Annotated in this window: 25 protein-coding genes; 18 read left to right on the top strand and 7 right to left on the bottom strand. The window is 46.5% G+C overall.

The features are described 5' to 3' along the window. Nucleotides 1-10: 10 nt before the first annotated feature. The 4 genes from VFA_RS06915 to rmf all read left to right on the top strand — a co-directional run bounded on the left by VFA_RS06915 (nucleotide 11) and on the right by rmf (nucleotide 4,216). Nucleotides 11-253, top strand: a complete 243-nt coding sequence (locus VFA_RS06915) for a glutaredoxin family protein (protein ID WP_081454430.1) — start codon at nucleotides 11-13, stop codon at nucleotides 251-253. After that, nucleotides 231-2,147: an ABC transporter ATP-binding protein gene (locus VFA_RS06910; protein WP_004725991.1), complete on the top strand. Its 1,917-nt coding sequence runs from the start codon at nucleotides 231-233 to the stop codon at nucleotides 2,145-2,147. The genes VFA_RS06915 and VFA_RS06910 overlap by 23 nt, the downstream gene beginning before the upstream one ends. A gap of 8 nt (nucleotides 2,148-2,155) precedes the next feature. After that, nucleotides 2,156-3,877, top strand: coding sequence for a DUF3466 family protein (locus VFA_RS06905; protein WP_038151429.1), 1,722 nt, complete (start codon nucleotides 2,156-2,158; stop codon nucleotides 3,875-3,877). A gap of 165 nt (nucleotides 3,878-4,042) precedes the next feature. Continuing rightward, a complete protein-coding gene (gene rmf, locus VFA_RS06900; protein WP_038151159.1) occupies nucleotides 4,043-4,216 on the top strand; it encodes a ribosome modulation factor in 174 nt (57 codons plus the stop codon). A 136-nt stretch (nucleotides 4,217-4,352) separates the two neighbouring features. Here the strand turns inward: rmf and fabA are convergent, their stop codons facing one another. Both fabA and VFA_RS06890 read right to left on the bottom strand, forming a co-directional pair. Next, nucleotides 4,353-4,871 (bottom strand): bifunctional 3-hydroxydecanoyl-ACP dehydratase/trans-2-decenoyl-ACP isomerase, encoded by a 519-nt coding sequence (gene fabA, locus VFA_RS06895; RefSeq protein WP_004725988.1) that lies wholly within the window; start codon nucleotides 4,869-4,871, stop codon nucleotides 4,353-4,355. Nucleotides 4,872-4,942: 71 nt separating this feature from the next. Continuing rightward, nucleotides 4,943-6,586, bottom strand: coding sequence for a S16 family serine protease (locus VFA_RS06890; RefSeq protein WP_038151156.1), 1,644 nt, complete (start codon nucleotides 6,584-6,586; stop codon nucleotides 4,943-4,945). A gap of 166 nt (nucleotides 6,587-6,752) precedes the next feature. Between VFA_RS06890 and matP the strand changes: the two genes are divergently transcribed. From matP to VFA_RS06875, 3 genes are all read left to right on the top strand, one after another. After that, the gene (matP, locus tag VFA_RS06885; protein WP_004725983.1) at nucleotides 6,753-7,202 is read left to right on the top strand and encodes a macrodomain Ter protein MatP; all 450 of its coding nucleotides are present in this window, start codon (nucleotides 6,753-6,755) and stop codon (nucleotides 7,200-7,202) included. Nucleotides 7,203-7,213: 11 nt separating this feature from the next. Continuing rightward, nucleotides 7,214-7,531: a DUF3634 family protein gene (locus VFA_RS06880; RefSeq protein ID WP_004725981.1), complete on the top strand. Its 318-nt coding sequence runs from the start codon at nucleotides 7,214-7,216 to the stop codon at nucleotides 7,529-7,531. Between the two features lie 124 nt (nucleotides 7,532-7,655). Next, on the top strand, nucleotides 7,656-7,985 hold the full coding sequence (locus VFA_RS06875; RefSeq protein WP_004725979.1) for a hypothetical protein: 330 nt from the start codon (nucleotides 7,656-7,658) through the stop codon (nucleotides 7,983-7,985). A 382-nt stretch (nucleotides 7,986-8,367) separates the two neighbouring features. Here VFA_RS06875 and VFA_RS06870 read toward each other — a convergent pair whose 3' ends face one another. From VFA_RS06870 to VFA_RS06855, 4 genes are all read right to left on the bottom strand, one after another. Beyond that, nucleotides 8,368-9,612, bottom strand: a complete 1,245-nt coding sequence (locus VFA_RS06870) for an Nramp family divalent metal transporter (RefSeq protein WP_004725977.1) — start codon at nucleotides 9,610-9,612, stop codon at nucleotides 8,368-8,370. 106 nt (nucleotides 9,613-9,718) lie between these two features. Then, entirely contained in the window at nucleotides 9,719-11,452 is a 1,734-nt protein-coding gene (locus tag VFA_RS06865) for an ATP-binding protein (RefSeq protein WP_004725975.1), read from the bottom strand. 7 nt (nucleotides 11,453-11,459) lie between these two features. Next, a complete protein-coding gene (locus VFA_RS06860) occupies nucleotides 11,460-12,647 on the bottom strand; it encodes an FIST signal transduction protein (protein WP_081454429.1) in 1,188 nt (395 codons plus the stop codon). A gap of 110 nt (nucleotides 12,648-12,757) precedes the next feature. Continuing rightward, entirely contained in the window at nucleotides 12,758-13,114 is a 357-nt protein-coding gene (locus VFA_RS06855; RefSeq protein ID WP_038151153.1) for a hypothetical protein, read from the bottom strand. 258 nt (nucleotides 13,115-13,372) lie between these two features. On the opposite strand from VFA_RS06855, the gene ccoN reads away from it, so the two are divergent. The 11 genes from ccoN (at nucleotide 13,373) to ttcA (ending at nucleotide 23,378) form a co-directional block, all read left to right on the top strand. Next, a complete protein-coding gene (ccoN, locus tag VFA_RS06850; protein WP_004725969.1) occupies nucleotides 13,373-14,800 on the top strand; it encodes a cytochrome-c oxidase, cbb3-type subunit I in 1,428 nt (475 codons plus the stop codon). Between the two features lie 12 nt (nucleotides 14,801-14,812). Further along, a complete protein-coding gene (ccoO, locus tag VFA_RS06845) occupies nucleotides 14,813-15,433 on the top strand; it encodes a cytochrome-c oxidase, cbb3-type subunit II (protein ID WP_004725967.1) in 621 nt (206 codons plus the stop codon). An 11-nt stretch (nucleotides 15,434-15,444) separates the two neighbouring features. Next, the gene (locus tag VFA_RS06840) at nucleotides 15,445-15,618 is read left to right on the top strand and encodes a CcoQ/FixQ family Cbb3-type cytochrome c oxidase assembly chaperone (protein ID WP_038151150.1); all 174 of its coding nucleotides are present in this window, start codon (nucleotides 15,445-15,447) and stop codon (nucleotides 15,616-15,618) included. After that, nucleotides 15,618-16,595 (top strand): cytochrome-c oxidase, cbb3-type subunit III, encoded by a 978-nt coding sequence (gene ccoP / locus VFA_RS06835; protein WP_004725963.1) that lies wholly within the window; start codon nucleotides 15,618-15,620, stop codon nucleotides 16,593-16,595. Before VFA_RS06840 ends, ccoP begins: the two co-directional genes overlap by 1 nt. 85 nt (nucleotides 16,596-16,680) lie before the next feature. Further along, complete coding sequence (locus tag VFA_RS06830) at nucleotides 16,681-17,163, top strand: FixH family protein (protein WP_004725961.1); 483 nt, start codon at nucleotides 16,681-16,683, stop codon at nucleotides 17,161-17,163. Between the two features lie 4 nt (nucleotides 17,164-17,167). Continuing rightward, a complete protein-coding gene (locus VFA_RS06825) occupies nucleotides 17,168-19,540 on the top strand; it encodes a heavy metal translocating P-type ATPase (RefSeq protein WP_004725959.1) in 2,373 nt (790 codons plus the stop codon). After that, on the top strand, nucleotides 19,541-19,714 hold the full coding sequence (gene ccoS, locus VFA_RS06820; RefSeq protein ID WP_004725957.1) for a cbb3-type cytochrome oxidase assembly protein CcoS: 174 nt from the start codon (nucleotides 19,541-19,543) through the stop codon (nucleotides 19,712-19,714). Further along, nucleotides 19,711-20,385, top strand: coding sequence for a sulfite exporter TauE/SafE family protein (locus VFA_RS06815; RefSeq protein ID WP_004725955.1), 675 nt, complete (start codon nucleotides 19,711-19,713; stop codon nucleotides 20,383-20,385). Before ccoS ends, VFA_RS06815 begins: the two co-directional genes overlap by 4 nt. Nucleotides 20,386-20,475: 90 nt before the next feature. Next, complete coding sequence (locus tag VFA_RS06810) at nucleotides 20,476-21,228, top strand: FNR family transcription factor (RefSeq protein ID WP_014205085.1); 753 nt, start codon at nucleotides 20,476-20,478, stop codon at nucleotides 21,226-21,228. A gap of 130 nt (nucleotides 21,229-21,358) precedes the next feature. Next, nucleotides 21,359-22,306 (top strand): universal stress protein UspE, encoded by a 948-nt coding sequence (gene uspE / locus VFA_RS06805; protein ID WP_004725950.1) that lies wholly within the window; start codon nucleotides 21,359-21,361, stop codon nucleotides 22,304-22,306. Between the two features lie 139 nt (nucleotides 22,307-22,445). Beyond that, nucleotides 22,446-23,378 (top strand): tRNA 2-thiocytidine(32) synthetase TtcA, encoded by a 933-nt coding sequence (ttcA, locus tag VFA_RS06800; RefSeq protein WP_004725949.1) that lies wholly within the window; start codon nucleotides 22,446-22,448, stop codon nucleotides 23,376-23,378. Nucleotides 23,379-23,444: 66 nt separating this feature from the next. On the opposite strand, the gene VFA_RS06795 is transcribed toward ttcA, so the two are convergent. Then, entirely contained in the window at nucleotides 23,445-24,107 is a 663-nt protein-coding gene (locus tag VFA_RS06795; RefSeq protein WP_004725947.1) for a DUF2987 domain-containing protein, read from the bottom strand. Nucleotides 24,108-24,109 lie beyond the last annotated feature (2 nt).

Here is a 24,109-nt window from a genome sequence, read left to right as displayed (position 1 = left end):
GGGCACGGATGTGATAACTCTCTATAGCACGGAAGGCTGCCATTTATGTGAAATGGCGTATGACTTGCTTAAACAAGTTCAGCTCACTCAACAGGTTAACATCGTCGACATTGCGTTCGACGATGTACTGTTTTCTCGTTACGGGGTCACAATCCCCGTACTTTCCTATCAGAATTCAGAGCTGAATTGGCCTTTTGATATCAACGAATTAACTCAATGGTTGGAAAATAATGGCATTAATTACCATTCATAACGGGTTGCTGGCATTTGGTGATCACCCATTGCTGGACCATGCAGATTTCGCACTGCAAGAAAATGAACGTGTCTGTCTTGTGGGCCGCAACGGGGCCGGTAAGTCGACACTGATGAAAGTCTTGGCAGGGGAAACCCTGATGGATGACGGCAAAATGCAGGTGATGCAGGATGTTGTCGTTTCTCGCCTTGAGCAAGACCCACCTCGCGATCAGGAAGGCAATGTGTACGATTACGTTGCTGGTGGTTTGAAAGAGGTCGGTGAACAACTAAAGATCTATCAAGATCTGCTGGATCTGGTGGCGGTCGAACCCACGGAATCCAACATTAAACGTCTCGCGAATATTCAAGAGCAGCTTGAGCATGCTGGCGCATGGCGATTTGAAGACCGAATCAAGAACGTCCTGAGTGCACTGAAGCTTGATGGTCACACGAAATTGACCGAACTTTCCGGTGGTTGGCAACGTAAAGCTGCATTGGCGCGTGCGCTGGTCTGTGACCCAGATGTATTGCTACTCGACGAACCGACCAACCATTTGGATGTGACAACGATTGAGTGGCTAGAAGGTTTCCTGAAGGATTTCCGCGGTTCAATCATCTTCATTTCCCACGACCGTGCGTTTATCAAATCCATGGCGACACGTATTGTGGATTTGGATCGCGGTCAGTTGAATTCGTTCCCAGGGAACTACGAAAAATACCTCGTGGAAAAAGAAGAGCAGCTGCGAATTGAAGAGATGCAGAATGCGGAGTTCGATAAGAAACTGGCGCAGGAAGAGGTATGGATTCGTCAAGGCATCAAAGCGCGTCGTACGCGTAATGAAGGTCGCGTTAGAGCACTGAAGAAGCTGCGTGAAGAGCGCGGTGAGCGTCGTGAAGTGCAGGGTAAGGTGAACCTACAAATCGATGATGCGGCGCGTTCAGGCAAGATTGTCTTTGAGGCGGAACATTTACAGTACGCGATTGACGGCCAGTCCATCGTTCAGGACTTTAGCTTTAACATCATGCGTGGCGATCGCATCGCCCTTGTCGGTCCAAATGGGTGCGGTAAGAGTACCTTGCTGAAATTACTGCTGGGTGAACTTCAGCCGGATTCAGGTCGTCTGCATTGCGGTACCAAGCTTGAAGTCGCGTATTTCGACCAATACCGCGAAGTTCTGGACCCAGAGAAATCGGTGATTGATAACCTAGCTGATGGGAAGCAAGAAGTGACTGTGGGCGGGCGTCAACGCCATGCATTGAGTTACCTGCAAGACTTTCTGTTTGCACCAAAGCGTGCACGTACACCAGTGAAAGCACTGTCCGGTGGTGAGAAAAACCGCCTGCTGTTAGCGCGTATTTTCCTCAAGTCGAACAATTTATTGGTGCTTGATGAACCAACGAACGATTTAGATATCGAAACCTTGGAACTTTTGGAAGATTTGCTTGCCAATTACCAAGGCACGTTATTGTTAGTCAGCCACGACCGTGAGTTTGTTGATAATACCGTGACGTCGAGTTGGATCTTTGAAGGCGATGGTGTCATTGAAGAGTTTGTTGGGGGCTATCACGATGCTCAACAACAACGACAGCAAGTTCTTCAGTACCGGAACGCTGAAAAAGTAATCAAAGCAGAGAAAGTGGTTGAGGAATCTCCCAAAACCGCGCCTTCGAAGCCTAAGTCTAAGAAGTTATCTTATAAACTGCAGCGCGAACTAGAAACTCTGCCTGTGAAACTCGAAGAATTAGAAGCTGAGATTGACGCTCTGCAGGAACAGGTGAACAGCCCTGACTTCTTTGGTCAGCCTGTAGAGGCAACACAACCCATTTTAGACAAGTTAGCTGCCACTGAGCAGGAGCTTGAAATTGCATTTGAGCGCTGGGAAGAGCTCGAGGCAATGCAACAGGAAAGTTAATGAAACCAATGAGTAGTAACACTTTTAAACTGACCTTCATCACCGCCGCGATTGTGTCATCGACCACTGCGTCCGCAGCTTTGTATCAAGTCGTCGAAGTGACACCAAGTACAACGTATTCTTACAAGAGTAGCTTTGGTGTTGCGATTCAACCGGGCACAGCGACGGGTGGAAGCGATGCTGATTTGGGATGTTTTGATTCGGCCGCATCGAACTGTGATGGAAGCAGTTTTATTTTGGCTGGTGAAACCCGTTCGTCTGAAGTGAACGCCGGTGAGGCGGTCGACGGTTTGAGTTTCCGAGAAGAAGCGCCGTTTGGTATGGACAGCCGCTTTGTCTATATTGATAGCCTCGATGATTTTGAAAGCTACTGTAGTAACCAGTTGCGATATGCGACGTGTGATGCGTGGGCTTCAGTGCGGTGGACGCCTTGGGCAAGTGAAGTGAGTGGTAGTCAAACCCCGAATGCAATTGCTTTTACAGGCGCATCAACCACCGGCGATGCAATCGATGAAGGCAACAACGTGGTTGTGAACAGTTTGACCTCTGATGGCGATGTTGTGGGGATCACCTCAACGCTGGGGACTGTGACGGATTATCGCCGTGATTCGGTATTGGGGTTTGTTGGTACAACAAGCGATACCTTTACTGACAACCTTCAGACACGTGCATGGAAAACGGACGGTACTTATACAGTTGGTAGTATTTCAACTGATTACACGAATGATCAGGGGGATTACTACACTTCTAAGGCTGCATTGTGGAACGCAAGCGGTACGTCTGTTTCGTTGAATTGGGGCTCTGGCTCTGGCGTATCAAGCGTGAAGAACAATCGTCTTGCTCAAGGCAGTATGCGAGATTTCGTTGAAGTTGATGGCACGCTGTATGGTGTGGGTTATAACACCTATGAAACCAACTCAACCAACTACATGAATGCAGTTGTGTATTCTGTGGATACAAGCTCGGATATTATGACCGCCAGCAATTGGACATCTACACCGATTGCGAATGCGACTGTGCGGGAAAATGGTGTTTCAAGCGGCGACTATATTTATAGTAACTCGGTCGGACTGGCGGTGAATGAGAATTTGGTTGCGATTGGTGAAGCGAAACGGGGCGGCGATCGTGCATACAAAGGGGCGGCCTCGAATCGCGTGTTTGTTGTGAAAGATGTGACGTCTCCCTCTGCCACTTATTTAAGTGACGGCGTGTTCTTTGATGGCGCTGGTGGTAAAGCCGGAGGCATTAATAATTACAACGAAATTGTTGGCCAAGTCGATGCAGAATCTACCCGTGAAGTGAATGGTAAGCCGCGCCGTAAGCGTGCATTTATCTACCCGTTGGATGCTGATGGCACCAATGAAACACGCCGAGGTATTTTTAACAACAAAAGTTGGTGGTTAGATAATCTCACTAATGGTGGTGACTATTCTGATCACAACAACCAATACCGTATCATTGATGCCACTGACATCAACGATGCAGGTGTGATTTCTGCAACCGCGTTGAAGTGCGAGAACGGCTACGACACCACCGCATACAACGCGACGTGTGGCGACGGCAACCAAGATGAGACAACGGTCGCCGTCAAACTGGTGCCAATTCCAGGCGTAACGAGCAGTGACATTTCGGCCCGTGGCACAGATGAAACAACGACTGAGCGTAGTGGTGCAGGTATTGGTTTGTGGATGCTGGCTGTACTAGGTTTCCTCGGGTTCCGTAGAAAATAGTAAATTTTTGTCAAACGAAGCACAAGTTCACAGATCTGGACTTGTGCTTTTTTTTGGCTTGATGAAGGTGGTTTTTTGAGCAATTCTTAATGGTGTGGTCATGGAAACGCCACACGATTTTAATAGTTGTAACTTAGACACAAGCTACTGTATGAGGACTGCACTATGAAGAGACAAAAGCGTGATCGCCTGGAAAGAGCGCAATCTCAGGGATACAAAGCGGGCCTGAATGGCCGATCGCAAGAAGAATGTCCCTACCAACAAATGGAAGCTCGATCCTTTTGGCTAGGTGGTTGGCGTGAAGCTAGAGAAGACAAACTGACTGGTCTCTATAAATAATTTCCACATACAACACAGGATCTAAGCCCCGAAAGGGGCTTTTTATTTGGATTTTAAATCACCTGATGCACTATAACTAAATGTACTACCAACAAAAAAGCCGCTCAATCGAGCGGCTAGATTCAATTACAACGAATTAAAATGCTGAAGTGTCTTGGAACAGGCCAACTTTTAAGTCTTTCGCAACATAGATTTCTTTGCCATCAACCAATACGCGGCCATCAGCAAGACCCATCACCAATTTACGGTTTACAACGCGTTTCATGTGGATTTCGTAAGTAACTTTTTTCGCTGTCGGTAGGATTTGACCAGTGAATTTTACTTCGCCAACACCCAATGCACGACCTTTGCCTTTTCCGCCAACCCAGCCAAGGAAGAAACCAACCAGTTGCCACATTGCATCAAGGCCAAGACAGCCAGGCATCACTGGATCGCCAGGGAAGTGACAATCAAAGAACCAAAGATCTGGAGTGATGTCGAGTTCGGCCAGAATCAAGCCTTTACCAAAATCACCCTCAGTTTCAGACATCTTAGTCACTCGATCCATCATCAGCATGTTTGGTGCTGGTAGTTGAGGGTAACCAGGGCCAAAAAGTTCGCCACGGCTAGAAGCTAAAAGATCGTCGCGGTTATAAGAGTCTCGTTTGTTGTGCATTATCAATTACTCCAATTTCTGATACGGTGCATCTTAGTGAACACGTGTACGCCAAACAACTCCGATCAGTACTAAACGAACCAGTTTTTGAGGCGTTCCACAAATCCTTGTGGCTGAATGTGTTTTTCAAAGTTTTCAATTCGTTCGGCGATTCGGCTGATCACGCTTTCCTCATCATCACCACGGAATGGTTTATTCATGAGTACAGGAACAGCTTCATCAACATTCGAGACGGGCCAAATGTTGAATTCCCCATTTTTAATACTTTCGACGACAGATTGATGAAGCGCAAGGTGTTTCAGATTACTTTTCGGCAGGATGACGCCTTGTTCACCGGTAAAACCTTGATGTTGGCAAACCCGGTAGAAACCTTCAATTTTTTCGTTGAGCCCACCAACTGCTTGGACGCGACCGAACTGATCTACGGCGCCTGTGACCGCAATTTGTTGGTCAATAGGATATTCGGATAGGGCGCTCACTAATGAGCATAGTTCAGCGAGCGAAGCGCTATCGCCATCCACTTCACTGTAAGACTGTTCAAATACGACTGAAGCGGAGAATGGCAGCGGAACGTCCAGATTGAGCGCGCTGCTCACAAACGCTTGCATGATCATCATGCCCTTAGCGTGTAAATTGCCACCCAGCTCAACTTTCCGTTCGACATCAGAAATATCGCCATCACCAAAATGAATCACACATGAAATACGGGCTGGCTCGCCGTAAGATACTGGATGACCAGCAATATCGATGACAGTCAGGCCGTTGACTTGTCCGATTTGCTCACCTTGAGTTTCGATAATGACTTGGCCATCAAGAATGTCGTCAAGTGCACGCTCAGGTAAGTAAGATTCACGGTAATAACGTTGATTCAGTGCTTGTTCAATGTGTTCTTTTCCGATTGTCGCTTGATGACCCAGAAGTGCCGCTTCTTCGAGCAGCGCGCGATGCCACATCACACATAGAGGTGCGTAATGTTGATCTTCGGTGTAACGAGCGCCAGCGGTCATCACTGCTTCAACGGCATCGTGCGTCAGCATTGGCAACTCATAGCGATCAGTGAGCCAGAGTAGGTAGCCTAAATAAGTCGTAATGGAGTCCTGATCAAGCTTGATATCCACTTCCAACTCACTGAACAGGCATAGCCCTGAGTGAATATCTGCATCCAGAAAATCGATGTCGCCTAACTGGTTTCTATCACCAACCACAACGAGTTTGACGTTGTAACTTTTTGTCGGCAATGAGTGAATGGGTGACTTGGGGTCACAATTCACCGGTGAAATGGCGTCGCCCAGCACGGCAGATTTCAACATTGGCCAACAGCGCGGATTCGCGAGTAGTAAATTCGCAGAAACGACAAGATATCCGTTATCAGCTTTGTCTAATAGGCCGCTGACTTCACTGACAATATGGCCATTTTCAGCTTTGACTTGTCCGAAAATTGCACCCATATCTAACGTTTCAGTCACCACAATGGGCACTGAAGACGTCATACTCTCCATCTGCTCTTTAATCAGAGCGCGGTAGATTGAGTTATCTGGCGCATTGACTAACAGAATGCGGCTAAAACCTTTGACGTGAATGAACCTTTCAATTGCTTGTGAAAGTCTGGTTTGAGTGCCAAACAGAGAAACAGAAGGCAGGTTAGGGTATTGAGATAACTCAGTGCTGAACTGGTCATACTGAGGCGTCACTAAACGCCAGATATCTTGTGTCATTGAATCGTCGAAATCGTGAAAAGGAGACAAATTATATAGAAAAACCCAAAGCGCGAATAGCTTTGATATTTGTGATGATCTTGGTCGTGTTTTTTATCGATATAATTGAAACGACTGTGTCACTTGGGTTACGCTGTCACCCTAATTTTAAATAGGCTTGCCAGACATGAAATATCAACAACTCGAAAACCTGGAATGCGGTTGGAAGTGGCAGTACTTAATCAAAAAATGGAAAGATGGCGAACCGATCACTTGTCATATCGATCGTAGTGAGGCAGATGCCGCTGTTCAAGAACTCAAATCTCTAGAACATGAGCCAACCTTGGTGCTTGAATGGATCGAACAGCATATGGCACCAGATTTGGACAACAAGCTCAAACAAGCCATTCGTGCCAAACGGAAGCGTCATTTCAATGCAGAGCAGTTACATACACGTAAAAAATCCATCGATTTAGATTATCGCGTATGGGAAAAGTTGTCTGTGCGAGCAAACGAACTGGGATGCACGTTATCCGATGCCATTGAGTATCTGCTTAGTGAAGCGTCACGGAGCGAGAAAGCGAGCCGCACGGTTTCGAGTTTAAAAGAAGATTTAAGTAAATTGCTGTCTGATTAGGAGTTAGCAAGATGTTGTATGTGATTTTAATTGCTGCAATCGTCATCTTTTGGTTGGTCGCGGCCGACAGGCCTGTACTCAAAGTTAAGTTTAAAAATGGCGTCATTACACAGGTTAAAGGTCATTTTCCGCCGTCGTTTAAACATAATGTCATTGAGATTGGTGAAAATGCGCCATTTGATGGTGAACTCAAAGTTTATCATCAAAGGCACAATATGAAGTTGGTGTTCTCGAACCAGGTGCCAAAGAAAGTACAACAGCGCATTCGAAACGTATTTCCACACCAAGGCTTCAAAGGCAACGGTGATAAAAGTAAAAAGACTCACTAGGATTGCGCCATTAGCGACAACACGTTTGCATCAAGGTGCAAACTAGAGCGAAATCTTAACGCTTCAAGCTGAAACGGCTGAATACCAGATGTAGTATTCAGCCGTTTTTTATTGGAGTGACACAATGAAACCACAATTACTCATCATCGCAATATGGCTTTGTTCACAGCACGCATGGGCAGACGACACAGAAATCAACAACGTCGCAAGGCTCATCAAAGCCAAAACGCTCAAAGTGCTGAGCAAACAGAATGTGTCTGCAAAAGGTTTTTGCGATGTATTTGTCGACATGAATCACATCGACAATCAGTACGCCAAGGTCGTACAAGTCTCAACGCTTGGCGACGCGCAACTCTGTAAACGCGTCAAACAGGCCATCAAGGTTGGCAAAAAATACAAATACCAAATCCCAGAACGGTTCATCAGAATTCAAATTGATGCACGGGAACTCTAACCAATGTGTGTGACAAGATGATCTTGATAAGGTGTGAGGCTGGAATCATTAAAGCGCGATGAAGACGACTCAGCGAAAACAAACGTCAAACGACGAAAAAAAACTCAGTTAACTAGAAATACGGCTCATGTATCAGGGGTTTAGGTCATGAAAACCGACAGGTTTTATCAGATGTTAAATCCATTGTTCTTAGTGCGCATTATGTATATTATGTTAAATGATGTCGATTGAGCACCATGAGATATGTTGATTTGGCCCTCTTTCTTGCTGAGAACCACTTAAGGCATTGAACATAAACGATTTACCATAAAGTATATAATTACCATATTGATTCACGTTCCCACGCGTAATCAATATGGTAATTAAGATGGCTTGCTTTTGTTTAGATCAGTGTCGTAAGCAGATACGCATTCAATAACAACACCAAACCAATGATGACACCGCCAGTCGATGTGACTGCTTTGCTGTTGGTGTATTTCCCCATGATGCTTGAGTTCGCGGTAAACAGAATCAGCGGAATGATCGCCAATGCGATACCAAAGCTAAGTGCGACTTGGCTCATCACCAATATTTGTGTGGTGTTAATGCCTAGCCCAATCACCACAAACGACGGCGCCATGGTGATGGTTCTTCTCAACCACATGGGAATGCTCATACGGACAAACCCTTGCATAACGACTTGGCCTGCCATTGTGCCAACAACCGTGGATGACAAACCTGATGCTATCAGTGAGATACCAAACAAGATGGATGCGGCCTTACCAACCAGCGGTTCCAGCGTTTTGTATGCAGTTTCGATTTCTGCCACATGTTGATTTCCGCTGGCGTGAAATGCTGCCGCCGCCATTGCAACAATCGCGATGTTCACGAAACCGGCAATAATCATCGCGATGGATACATCGAATTTGGTTGAACGCAGACGTTTTTCTACGGTTTGATTGTAGGTGTTTTTAAACAATGCGGAATGCAGGTAGATGACGTGCGGCATAACCGTTGCCCCTAAGATACCGGCTGCTAAGTAGATTTGATGACTACTATTTAGTGTTGGGACCAAGATGCCGGTTGTGAGGTCTGAGCCCGATGGATGTGCAAACAGCAATTCTGCCACGTAGACAATGGCGACAAACAGTAGCAGCCCACCAATCGTCATTTCCAACGGTTTTTGCCCTTTCTTATTGAGCATCAATATGGCCACGGTCGCGACGGCTGTAATGGCGGCGCCATCAATCAACCGAATACCAAACAACAATTGAAAACCGACCGCAGCCCCAATAAATTCAGCTAGGTCAGTCGCAATGGCGATGAGTTCTGCTTGGATCCAGTAAGGCACTATCGCCCATTTTGGCAACCGTTCTCTTAGATGTTCCGCTAGGTTTTTGCCGGTCACGATGCCAAGTTTCGCGGATAGATATTGAATTAACATCGCCATGAGGTTTGCCCACAGTACTACCCAAAGAAGTTGATAGCCAAAGGCTGAACCGGCTTCGATGTTGGTAGCGAAGTTACCCGGGTCAATGTAACCAATTGCGGCAATGAATGCTGGTCCGAGTAACAGAAGTTTGCTTTTAAACTTAAAAGAAAGCTGAGTGAATCGGTCGTGTTTAGGCGAATAAAGTGTGGTGTTCATCAGTTGTCATGCCTGAAATAAATCTGCTATAGACAACATATTCCTCATTTAAATGAGAATCAATATCAACCACTCAGGTTGTAACTATTACAGAGATAGGTCTCACCTATCGCTGGTGATTCAGGTAGCGATCTGAGATTCGTTGTAGCTCTTTGCTTCGGATGGGCTTCAACACAATGTCATTCATCCCTGCGGCCAAACAGTTTTCATGATCGCTATTCATGGCGTGTGCAGTCAGTGCAATGATCGGTGTGGCGAGTTTTCGAGAACGCAAAATGCGAGTTGCTTGAATCCCATCCATGATTGGCATCGAAATATCCATGAAGATCAGGTCAAAAGTTCTATCTTTTTCAACCAGTTCGATGGCGTGTTGTCCGTTATTAGCAAGTGTTACGTTGTAACCCATTCGATTAAGTAAGAGCTGGATGACCATTTGGTTTGTCTTGGTATCCTCGACAACGAGGATGTGTTTGGTGTCATCAAGCGCACGATGTGATGCGGTATGAGAGAGCGGAAGTTCATCGAGATGAGACGTTTCTGAACTCCGCGATTGCAAAGGAATCGAAATCGTAAACAGACTTCCCTCGCCTAGTTTGCTACTCACGGTAATGCTACCCCCCATCAGTTCAACCAGATGTTTGGTGATGGCTAACCCTAACCCGGTTCCGCCGTAGTTCCGCGTAATCGAGGTATCGGCTTGAATGAAGGGTGAAAACAGGTGTTCGATTCGCTCGTTGTCGATCCCAATGCCGGAATCTTTGACTTCAATCTCTAGGCGATCCCGTGCGGTCACCAGTGATACATCAACAAAACCGTGATGGGTAAATTTGATTGCATTGCCGATGATGTTAAATAGGATTTGAGTGAGACGAACTGAGTCGACCCAATATTCAAATTGCTCACAAATGGAGGCTTTGACGTTGAAGGTAATGTCTTTGGCTTGCGCTACTTGGCTATGGTATTCGAGTGCATGTTGGAGCTTACGGCTTAAACTAATCCAGTGACGTTGTAACTCAAAATGACCTGACTCGATGCGACTGAGGTCGAGGATATCGTTGATGATGACCAAAAGTAACTCAGCCGAATTTTCCATCTGTTCTAGCATGTCTTGCTGATAAGCATCTGAATCATCACGCAGTAAATCAATCAGCCCTAACACGGCATTAAGTGGCGTACGTAGTTCGTGACTCATCATGGCAAGGAATTGTGACTTGGATTGGTTCGCCTGCTCCGCCAGTTGCTGAGCAACTTTCAGTTCTCGAGTTTTTAAATCGACCAGTTTTTGCAGCGCTTCTTTGTGTTCAATGTCGTTGATCGCGCGTTCAAGTAATGGGCGAAAGCGTGACAGCGTTGATTTAGTTTCGAGGCTAAACTGCCCTTTTCGTGTGCCCAGTAATAGCAAAACAGAGTCACTGGTTTGCGCTCGAATCCCCGTCACGAGTGCTGAGTTGATCTGATCTTTTAGAAAGTGATTTAAGTTTTGAAACTCATCGAGTTTGCTGGGCTCGAAAAGAATGATGCATTCGCCATCCAACACACGTTGAAACTTGTCGCCGTTGAACCACTCTTTGCCTTGAAACGCTAAGTTAGATGCTAGATACGTCGAAAAGATACTGCTTTCTTTATCTTTTGAAATCACGATGAAGTCGTCGAACCGAATGTAGCGACTGAGGACTTTTTTCAGTTCTTCAAAAATTTGGTATTTGTTGTCGGCGTGACTAAGCGCGGATAACGCCGCCAAAATGACCCGGTTTTCTTCGGCCAGACGCTGTTCTCGTTCTTTGCTGCGTTCCAGTTCCAATAACGCTTCATTAAGCTGCTCTATCTTTTCTTGTTCCATCAGATGGTTACTCAGACTCATAGAATAGGACTGACGAGATCATCAAGTTCCCGTGTGCGTTCTCGCCACCGATGAAACGCCCTTGTTCACCGAAGGTAAAGGGACAAATAAACGGTTGATTGTTCATTTGGGATTTTAATTGGCGTTGCACTTCGAGAATATCTTCGCCAAGGCGCAACATTGAACCGGCGCAATAGATGATGATTGAGCCAAGTAGTTGTGACTCATGATAATTCTGGGTATTGGCCTCTTTTACAACTCGAGATGCTCGATTGATCAGTTGCTCTCTGGATCCGGTCATCAACGTGACGGTTTCGCCTTCAACAGCAGCGGTAAACATCTCCATCGATCCGCTGCGTGTCATGCGCACTGGATGAGATAGTTTGTAATACGGCTGCTGATGAATGTGCCCAGCAACGCGGCCAAGTGGAAAGCGAGTGACGTGGTGAAAGAGATAATGTTCTGATATTTGGACGCTGGAGTGATCACTGATCCACTCTTTGTAGATTTGTTTAGCCGGCTCGCCATCGATTTCATGGATAAAACGTCCGGATGCTTTCGTGACTGTGCCAACAAATTCGGTGGGTGAATAGCCTGCGCTAAATCCAGTGGTCAGCGGCTTAGATGGGAAAAAGAGCTCAATCGCAATGCCACGTTGAATCCAGCCTTGCTCCGTCATGCTTGACCACTGCTTTTGAATATAATTGTCTGCTGCACTGCCCCCGATGATGGGGATTTGAGTCCCGAACGTATCGTCAATTTCATCGATAAACAGCTCTTCATGACCGGGGGTTGCATGAAGCACAATCAGACTTGGAACTTCGCCAATTCTACCTGCAGAACGCAGTGCTTGTTGAATCGCTTTGCGAGTGGATTTTCGAAAGTCTTGGCCTTCATCCAATGCAATCAATCCGGTTCCGTACGCGCTCTGGTTTGAATCGTAAATCCCCATGGCGGCGATGACTGGGCCGGCATGATAACCTTTTTCAGTCATCACGCCTTTACACGATGAACACCCAATAAAAGGAATATTAGGAAATGCTGTCTTAAATAGCGTGAATAATGTCTCTATAGGATATTCGTCAGTATAATAGAGAACAACACTAGAAAGCCCCTTTAATATTAGGGACTCTCTCAGTTGATGAATAGCATTGATGAGATCAGAAGATTGAGTAAAAGTCGTTATCAATCGCATATGCGAATATAAGTTAAAAAAATTCTTCAATCTTTATACATTAACTTGAGGCGATATTAAATTTTTTCTCTTAACTTAATGAACGCTGTCTCGCAAATTATACGACCTTATTAATCATTAATATTAATGTTTACCGAGTCATTAATATTAATCGTGCTATTTGTTTTTGAGTTGTTGCGAATCACCTTGAGCTGCACACTTTCGCCTTCTCGAATCAATTCATCATCCGATTCTAAGCGCCATTCCACGGGGATTGGACGAATTATATACACGCCTGGGAACTCTTCACTTTTTGTTACAGTTAATTTTTGTCCATTCACAAATAAAGAACATTTTGGTTGTGGAATGCATTCCTGTGTTGGTACATCACGATATGTGATCGTGCGCCAAAAAAAAGCGATCACGAGCACAGCTAAGGTGATGATTATTTGAGCAAGTCTATGTTTGGTTAGCTTTTCAGCCGCCATGTCTTTGTGTTCCCCATGTAACAAACTTCAAAGTTTTGAAATAAAAGGTCAAATCCAGATGGATAGTAAGGTTACTACACTGTCATTGAATTGTTAATTGCAGTATAGTTGTGGCCTGAAAATGCCACTTTTTTATAAAGTCAGCAATAGGATTAACGTTATGAAAAGACATTAATTTTTATTGTGAACTTGGGTGGCATTACGACATGTGTCGTGTTGGAAGTAAAGTGTAGTTAATTAGACATTGGAAGCATGCAAATGAGCCAAGAAAAGCAGCTTGAACAAAACTATAACTATACAGTCGTCCGTCAATTTACCTTGGTGACTATTCTCTGGGGTATTGTCGGTATGGGTGTTGGTGTTTTGATTGCCGCTCAATTAGTATGGCCACAGCTCAACTTTGATACGCCGTGGCTGACGTATAGTCGCTTACGTCCTCTGCATACAAATGCGGTAATTTTTGCGTTTGGTACCAGTGCACTGTTTGCAACATCTTATTATGTTGTGCAGCGTACCTGTCAAACTCGTCTCTTTGGTGGCCCGCTCGTCCCATTCACCTTTTGGGGATGGCAAGCGATAATCGTTTCTGCCGCTATTTCTCTGCCTTTGGGTTACACCTCAGGTAAAGAATACGCGGAATTGGAATGGCCGATTGATATCGCGATTGCTCTTGTATGGGTTTCTTACGCCGTGGTGTTCTTTGGAACGCTGGTGAAACGTAAGACGTCTCATATTTATGTAGCAAACTGGTTCTTCGGTGCGTTTATTCTCACCGTCGCAGTTCTTCATATCGTGAACAGCATGGCAATCCCTGTTTCTATGGGGAAATCGTACTCGATTTATTCTGGTGCGGTGGATGCCATGGTTCAGTGGTGGTACGGCCATAACGCAGTTGGTTTCCTTCTGACCGCCGGCTTCCTAGGTATGATGTACTACTTCGTCCCTAAGCAAGCTGAACGTCCAGTTTACTCTTACCGTCTGTCAATCGTTCACTTCTGGGCACTGATCTCTTTGTATATTTGGGCGGGTCCACACCACCTTCACTATACAGCGCTACCTGACTGGACTCAGTCGTTGGGTATGGTGATGTCTTTGGTTCTGTTCGCACCATCTTGGGGTGGCATGATCAACGGTATCATGACGCTATCAGGTGCATGGCACAAACTGCGCTATGACCCAATTCTTCGATTCCTGATCGTTTCTCTGTCTTTCTACGGCATGTCGACCTTCGAAGGCCCGATGATGTCGATCAAGACAGTGAACGCACTTTCTCACTACACCGACTGGACGATTGGTCACGTTCACTCTGGTGCGCTGGGTTGGGTTGCGATGGTCTCTATCGGTTCGGTTTACCACCTAATTCCTCGCCTCTTTGGTCAAGAGCGCATGTACTCCATGAGTCTGGTGAATGCCCATTTCTGGTTGGCAACCATCGGTACAGTGCTGTACATCGTTGCGATGTGGATTTCTGGTGTGATGCAAGGCCTGATGTGGCGTGCCGTAAACTCTGACGGTACATTGACTTACAGCTTTGTCGAATCAGTTCAGGCGTCTTATCCGTTCTATACCGTTCGTTTCATCGGTGGTTTCATCTTCCTGTCGGGCATGTTCCTGATGGCATACAACGCGTATAAGACCATTGCTGCACCAAAACATAGCTTGAAAGCTATCCAACAACCGGCTTAAGGAGATTGAGGAATGAGTAATAATTCTAATAATCGCCACGAAATCATTGAGCGTAATGTCGGTTTGTTGGCTATTTTCATCGTTTTTGCGATCAGTTGGGGCGCGTTGGTTGAAATCACACCGTTGATTTTCCAAAAGCAAACAACTGAGCCGGTTGAAAACCTGAAGCCTTACACGGCATTGCAACTGGAAGGTCGTGATATCTACATTCGCGAAGGATGTAACGTCTGTCACAGCCAAATGGTGCGTCCATTCCGTTCTGAAACTGAACGTTATGGTCACTACTCTGTTGCCGGAGAAAGTGTGTGGGAACACCCATTCTTATGGGGTTCTAAGCGTACTGGTCCGGATCTCGCTCGTGTTGGCGGCCGTTATTCTGATGAATGGCACCGTGTTCACTTGATGAATCCTCGTGAGCTGGTTCCAGAATCAAACATGCCAGGCTTCCCGTGGCTCGCTGAAAATGTCCTTGATGGAAAATACACTCAACAAAAACTTGAGCTGTTCCGTGACAAATTTGGTGTGCCATACACTGATGAACAAATCGCGAATGCGACAAAAGATGTGGAAGGTAAAACGGAGATGGATGCCATTATCTCTTACCTTCAGTCTATTGGTCATGCAATGAAATAACAGGGGTAATTATGGATATCGGTACTATTCACAGTATTTGGACCATAGTGCTTTTCGTCTGCTTTATTGGCGTTGTTTGGTGGGCATACGGCAAGAAACGTAAAGCTCGCTTTGATGAGGCTGCCAATTTGATTTTTGCTGACGAACAGCAAGCGCCCTCAAAAAAACAAGGAGTGACTAAGTAATGACAACATTCTGGAGTCTATGGATTACCGTCATCACACTTGGAACCCTGTTCGGCTGTGCTTTCCTGCTCTTTTGGTGTCTGAAAGACAAAATGGGCGTGGAAGAAGGCGTAGACATGGGCCACGAGTACGATGGTATTCGCGAAATCAACAACCCATTGCCAAAATGGTGGACTTATCTATTTGTAAGTACATTCATTTTTGCGGCGGTCTACCTGACCCTTTACCCGGGTCTGGGTAACTTTAAGGGCGTGTTGGGTTGGCAAAGTTCTGACCAGCGAGTTCGCTCACTGGAAGAATCAAAAGCCTCGATTGCGGCTGCTCAGGATAACAAAACACTGGTGCAATACGCGAAAGAACTCGACGATGCAGACACCTATTTTGGTGAAGCATTCAAACGTCTGGCTTACAAAGATGGCGGCTCAGATCTGCGCCCTATTCCTGAAATTGCAGCCGATTCCGATGCACTAAAAGTTGGACAGCGTTTGTTCTTACAAAACTGTTCTCAGTGTCACGGTTCAGATGCGCGTGGTCAGAAGGGGTTCCCTAACCTAACTGACAATGCGTGGCTGTATGGCGGTGAACCTGATGCTATCGTGACGACAATTCGTCACGGACGTATTGGTCAAATGCCTGCATGGAAAGATGCGCTGGGTGAACAAGGCGTTCAGGAAGTCGTGAGCTATGCTCTGAGCTTATCGGGTCGTTCTGTGAACGCTCGTGAAGCTGAAGCGGGTAAAGCACGCTTTGTTGTGTGTGCCGCGTGTCACGGTACTGACGGTAAAGGTAACCCAGCTGTGGGTGCCCCAGACCTGACAGACCAAGACTGGCTGTTTGGCGATTCACGCGCTGCGGTCACTGAGACTGTATCGAACGGCCGCTCAGGTGTGATGCCAGCATGGATTGATATCCTCGGTGAAGACAAGGTGCAACTGGTTGCGGCTTATGTCTGGAGCCTGAGCAATTCAGAAAAATAAGTAACAGTCCAATAACAGCCCCTTTTCAAAGGGGCTGTCTTTCTCTTAAGTTAGAGCCTTCTTATTTGTTGTAGAGAACTTTTTTATGGTAAAGCCTTGGTATAAACAATTCTGGCCGTGGTTTCTGATTATTCTTCCGCTTACGGTCGTTGTCTGGACAATCATCACTGTCATCGTGTTTTCCAATAACTCAGTATCCTTGGTGACGGAGGATTACTATAAAAAAGGCAAAGGCATTAATATCGATTTGTCGAAAATTCATGTGGCCAAAGAGCTCGGTCTCAACGCGTCGGTCTATTCTGACGGGAATGACATTGTGATTGAGTTGGATAAAGGTAAGCTTGGGCACTACCCGGCCGTTCAGGCCATGTTTGCACATCGCACGCTCCCTGATCGTGATTTCTCCATGCTATTAACCGCGGATGCAAAAGGCCGTTATCGAATTGTGCGCGATAACGAACTTCAAGGCCCTTGGTTTATTGAATTGACGCCTCACAATAGCGAATGGTTGGTTCAAGGCCGAGTCACGTTCCCTTCTGAGTCTCCAACTCGCCTGATGAATGATTAATGCCATGACGACAGCGTGTTATCACTGCGGTGAAGATGTCCCAGCCAACACGGATTTTAAAGTCGAAATTCTCGGAGAAGACCGAGAAATGTGTTGTCCTGGATGTCAGACGGTGGCGCAGACCATCGTTGAAAACGGCCTTGTCTCCTACTACCAATTTCGCACGGCACCCGCTGAAAAAGTGGAGTTGGTACCTGAGCAACTGAAATCGCTCATTCATTACGACAATTCCGATGTTCAAGCCGAGTTTGTGCGCAATCAAGGAGATTGCAGTGAAGTGACATTGTCACTTGATGGCGTGTCTTGTGCTGCGTGTGCTTGGCTCATTGAAAAGCAATTGGCTAACGAACCCGGCGTGCTTTCGATTCGTGTTAACACCACCACCAACCGTGCGCTGCTGAGTTGGGATAAATCCAAAGCCAAATTAAGCGAGATTCTCAGCCAAATCCACAAACTGGGATACAAAGCTGCGCCATTTGAAGCAGACCAACATGAAGCGTTTTACCACAAGACGATGAAGCAATACCTTTATCGTCTCGGCATTGCGGGCCTTGCCACAATGCAAGTGATGATGTTGGCTGTCGCGTTGTATCTCGAAGCCTTCGGCGATTTGGACACGGAGTTTAAAAACTATTTTCGCTGGGTCAGTTTGATCTTCGCGACCCCCGTTCTGCTCTACTCGGCATTGCCATTTTACTTTAACGCGTGGCGCAGTATTAAAGGTCGAACGCTTGGCATGGACGTTCCGGTGTCAATTGCGCTGATCTTTGCCTATGTGGCGAGTTTGGTTGCAACGGTGACCCAACAAGGCGAAGTCTTTTTCGAATCCATCTCCATGTTCACATTCTTCCTGTTGGTTGGACGTTTTCTTGAGATGCGAGCACGCCGTAAAGCGGCGGCGGCCAGCGGTAATTTACTCAAACTGATCCCGGCGATTGCTACCACGCTCGATGGTCAGCAAGTGCCAGTGAAAACGCTGCAATTGGGCGATCGAATTCGAGTGCTTCCTGGGGAACATATTCCTGCTGATGGTCATATTCGACAGGGGCGCGTCCATGTCGATGAGTCCATGTTAACGGGTGAATCGCTACCAGTGGTTAAAAGTGTTGGCGATGCGGTATTTGCGGGTACCCTCAATGGAGAAGAGGCGTTTGAGCTGGAAGTGACGGCATCGAAAGCCGATTCGGTCATCTCCAATATCGTACGTCTTCAAGATGATGCCCAGTCCTCCAAACCTCGTATTGCTGAAGTGGCAGACGTTGTGGCGCGTTATTTTGTTGCAGTCATTTTGATTATTGCCGCCGGGACATGGTTCTATTGGCATGAAGCAAAGCCAGATGATGCGTTTTGGATCATGTTGTCTGTTTTGGTCGCCACCTGCCCTTGTGCACTCTCTTTGGCCACTCCGACGGCGCTCACGTGTGCCACGTCACGCATGGGGAGCTTCGGGATTTTGCTTCGCAAGAGCCACGTGTTTGAAACGTTGTGTAAGGTCCATCACTTGGTGATCGATAAAACGGGCACCTTGACGCATGGTAATATCGAAATCGGCCAAGTGGTTCTTCATTCGTCGTGGACGGAAAAACAATGTTTGGCGCTCGCAGCGTCGTTGGAACAACACGCGAATCATCCCATTGCCAAGGCATTCAGACCGTATGCTGATACAACGTTTGCTGTAGAGCAAGTACGGAACGTGATTGGCTCTGGTGTTGTGGGCCGACACGGAACACATGACGTGAAGATCGGTAGCGCGCAATTTGTATTGGATGACAGTCACCAAGGTGAAGTGAACGCCATTTATCTCGCGGTTGACGGTGACCATGTTGCGACCTTCCATTACCAAGACCCAATACGAAAAGAAGCAAAAACATTTATCGACAAATTTCACGATGCTGGCATCAAAATTACCTTGTTGACCGGCGATTCTGAAGTAAACGCGCAAACCGTCGCTCGTCAGATGGGCATTGATCATGTGGTTGCTCAGGCCAAACCAGAAGATAAACTGGCGTACTTGAATCAAATCAATACCCAAGATATCACCATGATGGTTGGCGATGGCATTAACGATGCGCCGACGCTTGCTGGCGCGCACATTTCTGTGGCGATGGGTGGCGGCACTGACGTCGCGAAAGCGTCGGCCGACATGGTTTTACTTGGTGATAGGTTGGATAAATTGTTAGAGGCTCGCACGTTAGCGCTGAAAACTCGACGTATTATTCGTGAAAATCTTGCGTGGTCTTTGGGCTACAACTTGCTGATTTTACCTTTGGCGGTGGCGGGATTAGTTGCACCCTATGTGGCGGTGGTGGGTATGTCTGCCAGCTCAATTATAGTAGTATCCAACTCTCTTCGTTTGTTGAAAGAACAAGGTAAGTAAATGGAAAGCCTCTATATTCTGATCCCGATTGCGATTGTGCTTGTGTGTGTCGCTGTTGCCATTTTTTTGTGGGCAGTGAAAAGCGAGCAGTTTGAGGATCTGGAGCGTCAGGGGCACAACATTTTGTTTGAAGATGATGAGCACGCCGATCAATCCGGTAAGGATAAACAATGAGCCCCGATTTTATCGGCGCCTTTGTGATTGGCTTATTGGGTGCTGGTCACTGCATGGGGATGTGTGGCGGTTTGGGGTCGCTGCTCACCTTAAATCATCAAACGAATCCAGCTATGCCGCTGCTATTCTATAATATCGGCCGTCTTGGCAGTTACATGGTGTTTGGGGCCATTGTTGGCGGGTTAACCGCCTCTCTTTCTGCCGTTGCGGATCTCAACCATTTTTTGGTTTGGTTACGATTGCTGGCCGCGATCCTAATGATTGGGCTTGGCTTGTATGTGGGACGTTGGTGGTTTGGTGTCCTCAAGCTCGAGGCGTTAGGACAACGTCTTTGGAAACGCATTTCGCCTGCCGGTAAAGCACTGTTGCCTTTGAAAAAGAGTTGGTATGCCCTGCCGTTTGGTTTCATTTGGGGCTGGTTGCCATGTGGCTTAGTGTATTCAATTTTGACTTGGGCCGCGGTTTCAGGTGGTTTTTTGCAAGGCGCACTTGTGATGGGGGCGTTTGGTTTAGGTACATTACCCGCGATGCTGTTGGTCGGTTTTGGGGCAACAAAAATAAAAGAGTTGCAACAATCGAAAATATTTCGTCATATAGCGGCAATATTTATTATCGTTTACGGCGTTTATACCGGTGTCGGAGCCGTAAACATGCTGATTACCTTAGTTTAGGTAGTTGATTCTTTGCACAATTATTTTCGCTATCCTTTGGGGTTAAGGGATGCTAAAATATTGATGTATATCAAATAGTGAAAGGTTGTTATGATTTCTGAAAAGCCTGCTGCAAAACGCATTCAATCCGGTGGTTGTGCAATTCATTGTCAAGACTGCAGTATTAGCCAACTTTGCATCCCGTTTACTCTGAATGAATCAGAGTTGGATCAGCTTGATCAGATTATCGAGCGTAAAAAGCCGATTCAGAAGGGTCAGGAACTGTTTAAAGCTGGTGATGATCTGCGCTCTCTGTACGCAATTCGTTCAGGCACCATCAAAAGCTACACCATTACTGAACAAGGTGACGAGCAGATTACCGCTTTCCATCTTGCCGGTGACTTAGTCGGTTTTGATGCGATTACCGGTGATTCTCACCCCAGTTTCGCGCAAGCGCTTGAAACATCTATGGTGTGTGAGATTCCATACGAAATTCTTGATGACCTGTCTGGCAAAATGCCTAAACTGCGTCAGCAAATTATGCGCCTGATGAGTAATGAAATCAAAGGCGACCAGGAAATGATTCTGCTGCTATCGAAGAAAAACGCTGAAGAGCGTCTGGCAGCGTTCCTGTACAACCTTTCAACTCGTTTCTCTCAGCGTGGATTCAGCCCTCGTGAATTCCGCCTGACCATGACACGTGGTGATATTGGTAACTACCTTGGCTTGACGGTTGAAACCATCAGTCGCCTACTGGGTCGTTTCCAAAAGTCAGAAATTCTGAGCGTCAAAGGTAAATACATTACCATTCTTGATCATGATGCGCTGATGGAATTGGCTGGCGTCTCACAAGAAAGCAAGTAACATCAATGAAGTAGCTCATTAATGAGCTACTTCATACTTCTCCGATTTTCCTTCCTAAATAGCTAAAACTCTTCGATTAACTACGCTAAAGTAAAAGTAAGAAATCTCCTCCACTCACAAGGAGTTTGTTATGAGTATCTATAGCAAAATCTTAGTTGTTGCCGACATCAATCATGATGAGCAACCTGCCCTCGCCCGTGCGATGCAACTGGCTGCTAAAAGCAAATCAACCAGCCGCATTACGTTTTTCCTGTCTATCTATGATTTTTCTTACGATATGACATCCATGCTCTCTGTTGATGAGCGTGACGCCATGCGCAGAGGCGTAATTCACCAGCGTGAGCAGTGGATGAGAAAAGTCGCGGAATCTTATGTTGATGAGTCGGTGATGTTTGATGTCAAAGTGGTTTGGCACAATCGCCCTTACGAAGCGATCATCGGCGAAGTATTTGCCGGTGAGCACGATATTCTCATCAAAGGCACGCGTAAGCATGATGTGTTGGAGTCGGTGATTTTTACACCGACGGATTGGCACTTGTTGCGTAAATGCCCTACGCCAGTGCTGTTGGTCAAAAACGCAGAATGGCCGGCAGATGCAAATATCGTCGCGTCTGTCCATGTCGGCTCAGAAGTTGAAACGCATCTGCAATTGAACGACATCATGGTCGAACAGTTGCTGTGCCTGACGTCACGCTTGGGAGCTACGCCTTATCTGGTGAACGCCTACCCGGTCACCCCTGCCAATATTACGATTGAGCTGCCGGAATTTGACCCCACCACCTACACGGATGCGGTACGCGGTCATCATTTAACATCGATGAAAGCGCTGCGTCAGAAACACGGTATTGATGAAGCACAAACCATGGTTGAACAAGGGTTGCCAGAAGATGTCATTCCTGAAGCGGCCACCAAACTGAACGCGGCGATGGTGATCCTGGGAACTACGGGCCGCACGGGGTTATCTGCCGTATTTATCGGGAACACCGCCGAACATGTGATTGATAAAATCAATTGTGACGTGTTGGCATTGAAACCACCTGGCTACATTAGCCCGCTGGATCCCAAAACAGCCAGCTAACCTGATCACCATGGTGATGAATCCCCGGCCTGAGTGCTGGGGATTTTTTCTTTTCTAGCACGGATAGCACTAGCATCTGGATAATTTATCCGTATCATACGCACTTCATTTTGTTTTGAAGAAGTAAGACTGCAGGCTGATGACAGAGCAAACACAAGAGTTGACCAAAGCTCAACAATACAATTTCAATAAACTGCAAAAGCGCATTCGTCGTAATACTGGTCAGGCTATCGCTGATTTCAACATGATTGAAGATGGCGACCGCATTATGGTGTGTCTGTCCGGCGGTAAGGACAGCTTTACCATGCTCGAAATTTTGATGAGCTTACAGAAAAGCGCACCGATTTCGTTTTCTCTGATTGCCGTTAACCTTGATCAGAAGCAGCCTGGCTTCCCTGAACACATTCTGCCTGAGTATTTGGCTAGCCTTGGCGTAGAATACAAAATTGTCGAAGAAGACACCTACTCGATCGTTCAGGACAAAGTTCCTGAAGGTAAAACGACGTGTTCACTGTGTTCTCGTTTACGCCGTGGCATTCTTTACCGCACCGCAAAAGAGTTAGGTGCGACAAAGATTGCTTTGGGCCATCACCGCGATGACATCATCGAGACATTGTTCTTGAACATGTTCTACGGCGGTAAAATGAAAGGCATGCCGCCAAAGTTGGTCTCTGACAACGGTGAGCACGTGGTGATTCGACCATTGGCCTATTGCCGTGAGAAAGACATCATTAAGTATGCTGACATGCGTGGTTATCCGATCATTCCTTGTAACCTATGTGGTTCACAACCAAACATGCAGCGTCAAAACATCAAACAGATGCTCAATGCGTGGGACAAGCAGTTCCCGGGTCGTATTGAGTCTATGTTCCGCGCGATGCAGAACGTGGTACCAAGCCACTTGGCAGACTTTGAACTGTTTGATTTCAAATCCATCGACCGCGATTCTGGCGTGATCAACGGTGGTGACATCGGCTTCGATAAAGAAGAGATGCCCACCCAACAGGTTGAAGACGAAGATTTGGTGATGGAGTTTGACCCAAGTTTAAAATTAGATGTCACGAATATCTAATAAAAACAAAGGCTGCGTATGCAGCCTTTGTTTTATCTCTGTATCGATGGATGAACGTTTCGAATGCTATTTTTTGCCTTTCGGCAGATAAGGCAACACGCGCGTTGTGGTTTCAGGCAGCATCATCCAACCGTCTTGGCCGATTTGCGCCAAATCAACCTGTGCTTTCCCGTGAATGACGGGAATGCTTTCGCCGCTGCTGAGTTCGATCGTCGAATTCAGATCGTTAGCAAATTCGAGCGTCACGCCCGTCACCGCCGGTGTAAACCAACTGGCAAACATGCCGCCTAAATCTTCCAGTAAGCTTTGCATCTGTGGCAGCAACGTTTCAACTTGCGCGTAAGTCACTTTGCCTTCAAGTGGCGCTTTTGTCATGACCACCATGGAAAAATCGCAGCGGCGATCATTCGGCGTATCAACAAACACCAACGGGTTGGCTTGGCGAAGATTATTATCCAGTGGCACAATCAACTCATGCCCCGCCGATGGCGTCAGCGCTTCGTAGTGCTCCTCTTTCTCCATCCATGCTTTTTCAATGTGACAAAGTTGTTTGTTGTCGGCATCGACAAAGAAAAAGCCAACTTTGACATCTTCATGGTTGTCTTTCACGTTGTTTTTCATCTGTGAGTACAGTTTTGAATAGGTAAACATGTACTCTTGCGCCCAGGTTGGCGCAGAGAAGCTCGCGCAAAGTGTCGCGAGCATTAAGGATGACAGTGTTTTTTTCATGC

Origin of the sequence: Vibrio furnissii CIP 102972 (genome assembly GCF_000176175.1) — a bacterium.
Lineage (GTDB): Bacteria > Pseudomonadota > Gammaproteobacteria > Enterobacterales > Vibrionaceae > Vibrio > Vibrio furnissii.
Note: the sequence above shows the minus strand (reverse complement) of the source record. Positions and strands in the feature narration are given on the sequence as shown.

Coding starts and splice junctions, on each gene's coding strand:
- ccoS (WP_004725957.1), top strand. CDS start 19,541: ATGGAAAGCCTCTATATTCTGATCCCGATTGCGATTGTGCTTGTGTGT.
- rmf (WP_038151159.1), top strand. CDS start 4,043: ATGAAGAGACAAAAGCGTGATCGCCTGGAAAGAGCGCAATCTCAGGGA.
- VFA_RS06825 (WP_004725959.1), top strand. CDS start 17,168: ATGACGACAGCGTGTTATCACTGCGGTGAAGATGTCCCAGCCAACACG.
- VFA_RS06855 (WP_038151153.1), bottom strand. CDS start 13,114: ATGGCGGCTGAAAAGCTAACCAAACATAGACTTGCTCAAATAATCATC.
- VFA_RS06870 (WP_004725977.1), bottom strand. CDS start 9,612: ATGAACACCACACTTTATTCGCCTAAACACGACCGATTCACTCAGCTT.
- VFA_RS06795 (WP_004725947.1), bottom strand. CDS start 24,107: ATGAAAAAAACACTGTCATCCTTAATGCTCGCGACACTTTGCGCGAGC.
- VFA_RS06840 (WP_038151150.1), top strand. CDS start 15,445: ATGGATATCGGTACTATTCACAGTATTTGGACCATAGTGCTTTTCGTC.
- ttcA (WP_004725949.1), top strand. CDS start 22,446: ATGACAGAGCAAACACAAGAGTTGACCAAAGCTCAACAATACAATTTC.
- VFA_RS06815 (WP_004725955.1), top strand. CDS start 19,711: ATGAGCCCCGATTTTATCGGCGCCTTTGTGATTGGCTTATTGGGTGCT.
- ccoP (WP_004725963.1), top strand. CDS start 15,618: ATGACAACATTCTGGAGTCTATGGATTACCGTCATCACACTTGGAACC.
- ccoN (WP_004725969.1), top strand. CDS start 13,373: ATGAGCCAAGAAAAGCAGCTTGAACAAAACTATAACTATACAGTCGTC.
- VFA_RS06910 (WP_004725991.1), top strand. CDS start 231: ATGGCATTAATTACCATTCATAACGGGTTGCTGGCATTTGGTGATCAC.
- VFA_RS06880 (WP_004725981.1), top strand. CDS start 7,214: ATGTTGTATGTGATTTTAATTGCTGCAATCGTCATCTTTTGGTTGGTC.
- ccoO (WP_004725967.1), top strand. CDS start 14,813: ATGAGTAATAATTCTAATAATCGCCACGAAATCATTGAGCGTAATGTC.
- VFA_RS06890 (WP_038151156.1), bottom strand. CDS start 6,586: ATGACACAAGATATCTGGCGTTTAGTGACGCCTCAGTATGACCAGTTC.
- VFA_RS06830 (WP_004725961.1), top strand. CDS start 16,681: ATGGTAAAGCCTTGGTATAAACAATTCTGGCCGTGGTTTCTGATTATT.
- VFA_RS06860 (WP_081454429.1), bottom strand. CDS start 12,647: ATGCGATTGATAACGACTTTTACTCAATCTTCTGATCTCATCAATGCT.
- uspE (WP_004725950.1), top strand. CDS start 21,359: ATGAGTATCTATAGCAAAATCTTAGTTGTTGCCGACATCAATCATGAT.
- fabA (WP_004725988.1), bottom strand. CDS start 4,871: ATGCACAACAAACGAGACTCTTATAACCGCGACGATCTTTTAGCTTCT.
- VFA_RS06875 (WP_004725979.1), top strand. CDS start 7,656: ATGAAACCACAATTACTCATCATCGCAATATGGCTTTGTTCACAGCAC.
- VFA_RS06905 (WP_038151429.1), top strand. CDS start 2,156: ATGAGTAGTAACACTTTTAAACTGACCTTCATCACCGCCGCGATTGTG.
- matP (WP_004725983.1), top strand. CDS start 6,753: ATGAAATATCAACAACTCGAAAACCTGGAATGCGGTTGGAAGTGGCAG.
- VFA_RS06810 (WP_014205085.1), top strand. CDS start 20,476: ATGATTTCTGAAAAGCCTGCTGCAAAACGCATTCAATCCGGTGGTTGT.
- VFA_RS06865 (WP_004725975.1), bottom strand. CDS start 11,452: ATGGAACAAGAAAAGATAGAGCAGCTTAATGAAGCGTTATTGGAACTG.